The following is a 6720-nucleotide window of genomic DNA, read 5'->3' on the forward strand; positions in this document are numbered from 1 at the left end:
CCCAAACGCCACTTTATAATCCGTTCTCTATTTTTTAAAACTTTGCAACAGAACCGGTGAAATTAGGGTGCGTTTTTAATACAAATACATATTTATTCTTGCCGTCAGCTAATCCAGCGACCAGGATTTCGCCTGTTTGTTTTAATGCACGAACAGTATCAGTCACAGTTCTTACAGAACAGTCAGCTTTATCTGCTAATGTCTCAGCAGAAATTTTGCATATGCCATTTCCTGAAAGCAAATAAATAATATAATCCATCACATCTTTTCGTTTAGATCGAGAAGGAAATAAACTTTCAAAACTTTGATTCGTATTATCGATACGTTTTCTAATAGCATCAATAATTTCATTTTTCTTTTGAGAGCTTAATCTGTTTTGTTGCATATATTTTTGAACATCTGCATTATAGGCAGTCAATTTTTTCATAAGGGCTCGTCTCCTCCGAAATAAAAAAGCAACAGTATGCCACAAAATGTAAGCAAACTGTTGCGGAGGAACCCTTATGTACGATAAAATGGGGTACATAAGAGTTACAGCAAGTGTTTGCCTAGCGTGAGTAGGCGGACGGTATAAAGGGTGCGTCAACACCTTTTATACACGCTGTGCTCTTTTATTTTTTTATTAGTTTAATTTTGAATTTTCGCGGTAACAAATTGGTCATAAATAACCAGAAATATGTTGCTATTTATAAATTTAGATATAGTACAAAACGGCGTAATATAGCTGTTTTGCACTGTTTTCGGAAATGAAAGTTTTATATATAACAGATGGAAGAAGTGTATGTGGCACGAAAAACGGTGGAGAAGAAAAATGTATTAAAAGATATGGCAGATAGTTATAAAGTCGTGATGAAAGATAGAGCGTTTTTAATTTTTTGTGCAGCAAGTATATGTACACTATCGTTAGAGTTTCAAATTAATAATTATTTAGGGATACGTTTACAGAGGGAATTTGAAACGGTGCACTTTTTCTTCGGGAATGGTTTTACATTCGATTTAACAGGTATTCGAATGCTCAGCTGGATATCGGCAGAGAATACAATTTTAGTTGTGTTATGTACAGCGCTTCTTATTAAAATGCTGAAAAGCTTCAACGATTTGAAAATTTTATATGTAGGTTTATTCATTTACACGATTGGATTTACAATACTCGGAACGAGCAATAGTTTATGGATCTTATTAATCGCAGGGCTTTTCCAAACTGTAGGAGAGATGATGTATGTGCCGGTTCGTCAATCTATAATGGCGGATATGGTGCCAAACGAGGCAAGAGGTTCATATATGGCGATTAACGAAATGGTCTTTCAAGTGGCAAAAATGAATGGGGCATTAGGTGTTATGCTAGGCTCGTTTATTGCATCTTGGGGCATGAGTGCTCTGTACTTTATTGTTGGTATGAGCAGTATTTTATTATTTATGAAGGCGATAGGGAAAGAGAAGTATCAGAATGAAGGAAATGTTTCTCAGATTGGATGAAACTATATAAAAGCGAACCAGTTATACTGGGACTCGCTTTTTATATAATTTTTAAAACGGATCAACTTCAGCTAAATCAGGATTGGCGTTAGGGTTTGTTAATAAGGTTTTCAGCTCACCTACTTCTGAGAGAGCGACGAGGATATAACCACTAATAAGGACGATGAGTCCGATGACTCGTAATGTTTGCAATTTAATGTCACGGCTATTTTTTTCTGAGTTGTTTTGGGGCGTTGCAGGCGGATTGTTGTTCATAATAGAGCTCCTATCTTTTTTATTTATATGTGCGAAATCATTATTAACTTATGGATAGGAATCGTATAGTCATTTTCACTATATGAGAAATGCCTACGAAAAGTGATTAGAAATTTTAGAACGAGAAAAGAGGCTGTTATGTGCAGCCTCTTTTCTCGTTAAAATGAAGAAATTCGTTTCTTCGTTTTTGGTACAATAATAAACTTTATCCAAAGTATGCCGATTACCATAATAATCAAAGCATGTAGTAATTGTCCTGTAGCAATGAGTATAACACTTGAAAATACAATGAGTTGAATACTTAGCAATATGAAAATTAAGCTAAGAAATTGACTCATTCGTTCTTCAGTATCAATTGGATATAATGCTACAATAATATTTCCTGAAAAATATTTCCACAGAGAACGAAGCTGCATAGAAATCATATATAGGATGATATAAGCGATAGCACCTTTTACGTATATATTCGGAACAAAATATAGGATAAAAGCACCGATTACCCCCAAGCGAATATATATACCGAAATAATCATTACCACGTAAAAATGCAAGTGTATGTAAATAGAAGAAAGTAGCTCGTTTTTTATGTAGTAAAGGTTCGATCCAATTTGTAAGCCATTTTCTGCCGTTTACTTGTTTTTTTAGCTGCGGAACATCGGTAAAGATGCTAGCGAATTGATAAAAGCGTATGTCCATTTTTTCTTCTTGCTCAATTATGTATTCCCACGGTATTCGCTTTGTGGGCTGTTTCTTCGTATATAGAAGTAGGAAAGCGAGAAGTAAGAGTAATCCACCTAATACAATTACATTTGCAGTATAAAATAGCATGTAAATGATCAGGGCGTTACAAGCAATACGAATGATAAACCATATGCTTTTTTCATGACTATCACGCCATATCCAATGTATGTATATGTTCCAGCTCTTTAGAATCATTAAAATTATAAAGATTGTACATAAAAAAGGTACGGTTAATTGTAATGATTGCATGGCAAGCGGTACGAGAATAAGAAACGTAAATAATAATGGGAAAAGCTGAATGATGTAATTATATAGAAGAGATTTTTTAAAATAAGATGTTAATTTCTCTTCTAATGCAAGTAAATAGACAGCGTCCGGTTTTTGAATAAATGTGCGAACTTGGCATCTCGTTATAATGAGTGTAAGTACGATCGTGATGAGTAATAAAGATATTCCTTTAGAAGGATCCGTTTTAAGAAACTTAGCGTAATAATATGCACCTACACATGAGACGAAGATGAAGCTATATAGTAAACCGTTAATCATACGTGCAAAGTATGTGATGGCATTTTGAATATGTTGTTGAAAGCGAGAGCTCCATAGTGATTCGATTGACATGTTTTTCACCTCTTTTTTCTATTATATATGTTTTATAAAGTAAAAAACGAGCAAATTGCGTTACGCAACTTGCTCGTTTTTCTTTTCTTTATTTTTTTTCTGATCACGATTCATTAATGGATAGAAGGCAAAGCCAATTCCGAATAAACCAATTCCGAGAAGAAATGTTTTTATATCGGATGCTCCTGTTTTAATAACCCATAGTGCATAGCAAAGTGCGATAACTGCGACTATACCATCTGTAATTCTTGCCCGCATTTCATTTTTATATGTTTCACCAGTTGCGACTAGTTTTAACTGGAAGATTGGTGAAACGAGATATGGAATGAGGTAGGCCAGTGTTGATACGGTAATAACGAATGTATAAGCTTCCGCAATTGTTCCTGATAATGTTGAGAATAAGAACACTTGCGACATAATGTTTGTTAATCGTAGTGAATGAATTGGACTTCCTTTTTTATTTGTTTTTGCGAAGAAGGAAGGGAAGAAACCTTCTTTTGCAGCTTGATAAGGTACTTCTGAGCTTAATAAAATCCAGCCTAATATTGAACCGAATAGGGAAGTAAGAGCAAGTAATGCCATAAGTTTCCCGCCGCCGTGACCCATTGCAGCGTTTAATGCATCTGCTAATGGACGTTCAGAAGCTTGTAATTTATCAACGTGAAGTACACCCATTGTTAAAATTGTAATTCCTAAGTAAATTGCAACTGTAATAAGTAATCCTGCAACAGTGGCGCGTTTTACCGTTTTTGGAGAGGTAGCTCGGTTTGATAAAAGAACGGCTGATTCAATCCCGATAAATGCCCAAAGCGTTGTAAGAGCCGCTAAATTCACTTGTGAAAGGAGGCCGTGTGATACGCCTTCTTTATCGATCATCGGTGTGTACCATTGTCCAAATTTTGAAGCTTCGAACGCAAATAACGTAACAATGATGAATAGAAGGAATCCAGTTACTTTCGTTGTTGTTGCTAGGAAGTTGAGCTTCCCAGCTCCGCTTACACCGTTTGTTAAAATTAAATGTGTGCCCCATAGTAAGACGGAACAAATAGTAAATGTAATGAGCTTTCCAACTTCTATATCGAACGAGCCGATTGAAAATAATAGTCGCGTATCTTTCATAATCGGGAAGAAGAGTGATAAATATCCCGCGAAAGATGTAATGATGGCAACGTTACTTGCCCAGTTTGCAACCCAATATCCCCACACCATGCTGAAACCAGCCATTTTCTTTCTTTTTGGTGTTGAGAATAAAGCATATGCATGACTTTGTGGTCCTGTCGTTAAATCAGGACGACGAATTGCTAAATTACCGAAAACAAGAGCTAGCATTAAAACACCAAACCCTGTTGTTAACCAAGCTAAAGTGACACCGAGTGGGCTTGCTGTTTGTGCTAACGTACTTGGCACCATGAAAATACCAGCGCCAACCATGTTACCGACAACGAAAGCTGTTAGTACCCAAAAGCCCCATTTTTTTTGTTGCATAGAAAATACCTCCAAAGTTAGTATAACCAAGTCAAGCGAGGAGATATGTATGTCTTCCTGATAAGGAAGAGAAGGTCCAAACAAAACAAAAAAAGCACGTAATCTGCCGCTACATGCTTTCTATCTTATAAGAAACCCACGACATACCTCTCGATAGCTCTCCACAAACGAAACGTTTGTGACAGTTCTGCACTTATTAAATGCAGACCCAGCAAGCGTGCATGGTGGACACGACTTACTTCGGCAATCATTCCTTTCTCATTTCTTCATCAATGCCACTACATCTCCTGAAATGATACTCTTAATGACTGCAACCTCTACCTCACCGAGATACGAATGAGGATTTATGTATTAAATTAACATGTTTAAGAGTAACAAATGTATTTTTATACGTCAATGGATATAGTAATAATCAGATTATAGAGAAGAGTTCGTTATTGGGGCTTGGAGGGTTTTAACTAAAAAGCAGCTGACCTAATTATTAGATCAGCTGCTACATATAAGATTAAACTAAGTTTAATACAGTTACTTTTTGACGAGTCATAGACTCAAGGCTCTTACGAATACCTTGTGCGCCCATACCTGAACCTTTTACACCGATGAATGGGAAGTGGTCAGGGCCGCGCTCTGTGCGTCCGTTAATTTGAACAGAACCAGTGTCGATTTTGTTAGCAATTGCAAATGCTTTGTTAATGTCTTTTGTGAAGACACTTGCTTGCAGACCGAACTCTGATTTGTTAGCAATTTCAATCGCTTGTTCGTCAGAAGAAACACGGATGATTGGAAGGATTGGGCCAAATGGCTCTTCCCAAGCAACTTTCATTTCTTCTGTTACGTTGTCGATTAATGTTGGATAAATTAGGTTGCGCTCACGTTTGTTACCGATAACGATTGTTGCACCTTTTTCAGCAGCATCGTCAATTAAACCTTGAACGAAGTCAGCAGATTTGTCGTCGATTAATGGAACGATTGTGCTGTTTTGTTCTGGAGATCCAACTGATAGTTCAGCTACTTGCTCTTTTAATAAGCCAGCTAGTTCGTCTGCTACATTTTCATGTACAAGTACACGCTTAATAGCTGTACAACGTTGACCTGAGTAAGAGAATGCACCGCTTACGATATGCTTTGCAGCTTCTTGTAAGTCTGCATCTTCACAAACGATACCAGGATCTTTACCACCAAGTTCTAATACAAGTGGAATCATCGCAGCTTTTTTCGCTAAATGTTTACCTGTATTTGTACCACCTGTGAACGATACCATATTTACGCCAGGATGTTCTACTAAGTAGTCACCAATTACAGAACCGCGTCCTGTAGCTACGTTTACAAGACCTTTTGGAAGGCCAGCTTTATGAAGTGCTTCAACCATTTTAACACCGCTAATTGCACCTTGAGTTGCTGGTTTGAAGATAACAGCGTTACCCATAATAAGTGCTGGTGCAAGTTTTGCAGCAGATAAGTTTACTGGGTAGTTAAATGGTGCAATTGCTAATACAACACCAAGTGGTGCGCGCTGAATAATCGCAAGTTTAGATTTAGATCCACCAGGGAAGCTATCACCCATCATGCTTTCACCGTGCATGTGAAGTGCTTCGTCAACTGTGTAACGAATTAAGTCAGCTGTACGAACGACTTCTTTTTGCGCATCTTTATAGCCTTTACCGACTTCTTTCATAATGATATCGGCAATTTCATCTTGCATATTTACGAGCTCATCAGCCCATTTATATAAATATTTTGCGCGATCTTGTAGAGAAGCTTCAGCCCATGATTTTTGAGCTTCTTTTGCAGATGCAATTGCTTCATCCACTTCTCCTCGAGTAATTGCTTGTACTTGCCCAATTACTTCGTGTAAGTATGGAGATGGAATGTCGATTGTTTGACCTGAAGAGCTTTCTCTCCATTCTCCGTTTAAATAAAATTTGTACGTATTGCTAGTTGTCATGATTAGTCCTCCTAAAATAGCAACTTGTAAGAGTGAGTATAAGGTGATTGTAGGTGGTTTAATAATATTTTTCAAATGAAATGTTTGTGAAAACGATTTCTTACTATTTTTTTATTTTGTATGCCCTTTCTTACAGAAGATTCTCTTATTTCAAACTGAATTATAAGTAGAATGCATCACTTTCATTTTTTGTGATAAAAG

4 protein-coding genes, 2 pseudogenes and 1 riboswitch are annotated in these 6720 nt (G+C 36.8%); of the genes and pseudogenes, 1 reads left to right on the forward strand and 5 read right to left on the reverse strand.

Features of this window, described 5'->3' with window-relative positions; genetic code table 11:
• Positions 1–55: 55 nt before the first annotated feature.
• Positions 56–427, reverse strand: a pseudogene (locus tag AB3X49_RS15500) (cytosolic protein); the annotation flags it as partial.
• Between the two features lie 341 nt (positions 428–768).
• Here AB3X49_RS15500 and AB3X49_RS15505 point away from each other — a divergent pair.
• Positions 769–1476, forward strand: a pseudogene (locus AB3X49_RS15505) (MFS transporter); the annotation flags it as partial.
• 51 nt (positions 1477–1527) lie between these two features.
• Here AB3X49_RS15505 and AB3X49_RS15510 read toward each other — a convergent pair.
• The 4 genes from AB3X49_RS15510 to gapN form a co-directional block, all read right to left on the reverse strand.
• Positions 1528–1731: a hypothetical protein gene (locus tag AB3X49_RS15510; RefSeq protein WP_044444657.1), complete on the reverse strand. Its 204-nt coding sequence runs from the start codon at positions 1729–1731 to the stop codon at positions 1528–1530.
• Positions 1732–1889: 158 nt separating this feature from the next.
• A complete protein-coding gene (locus AB3X49_RS15515; RefSeq protein ID WP_367963163.1) occupies positions 1890–3089 on the reverse strand; it encodes an ABC transporter permease in 1200 nt (399 codons plus the stop codon).
• Between the two features lie 60 nt (positions 3090–3149).
• Positions 3150–4574, reverse strand: a complete 1425-nt coding sequence (locus AB3X49_RS15520) for an amino acid permease (protein WP_367963165.1) — start codon at positions 4572–4574, stop codon at positions 3150–3152.
• A gap of 146 nt (positions 4575–4720) precedes the next feature.
• A riboswitch (Lysine riboswitch) is annotated at positions 4721–4902 on the reverse strand.
• A 177-nt stretch (positions 4903–5079) separates the two neighbouring features.
• Entirely contained in the window at positions 5080–6519 is a 1440-nt protein-coding gene (gene gapN, locus AB3X49_RS15525) for an NADP-dependent glyceraldehyde-3-phosphate dehydrogenase (protein ID WP_002134606.1), read from the reverse strand.
• Between the last annotated feature and the right edge of the window lie 201 nt (positions 6520–6720).

The organism is Bacillus sp. C30, assembly GCF_040838255.1.
Taxonomy (GTDB): Bacteria; Bacillota; Bacilli; order Bacillales; family Bacillaceae_G; genus Bacillus_A; species Bacillus_A mycoides.

Coding starts and splice junctions, on each gene's coding strand:
- AB3X49_RS15510 (WP_044444657.1), bottom strand. CDS start 1,731: ATGAACAACAATCCGCCTGCAACGCCCCAAAACAACTCAGAAAAAAAT.
- AB3X49_RS15515 (WP_367963163.1), bottom strand. CDS start 3,089: ATGTCAATCGAATCACTATGGAGCTCTCGCTTTCAACAACATATTCAA.
- AB3X49_RS15520 (WP_367963165.1), bottom strand. CDS start 4,574: ATGCAACAAAAAAAATGGGGCTTTTGGGTACTAACAGCTTTCGTTGTC.
- gapN (WP_002134606.1), bottom strand. CDS start 6,519: ATGACAACTAGCAATACGTACAAATTTTATTTAAACGGAGAATGGAGA.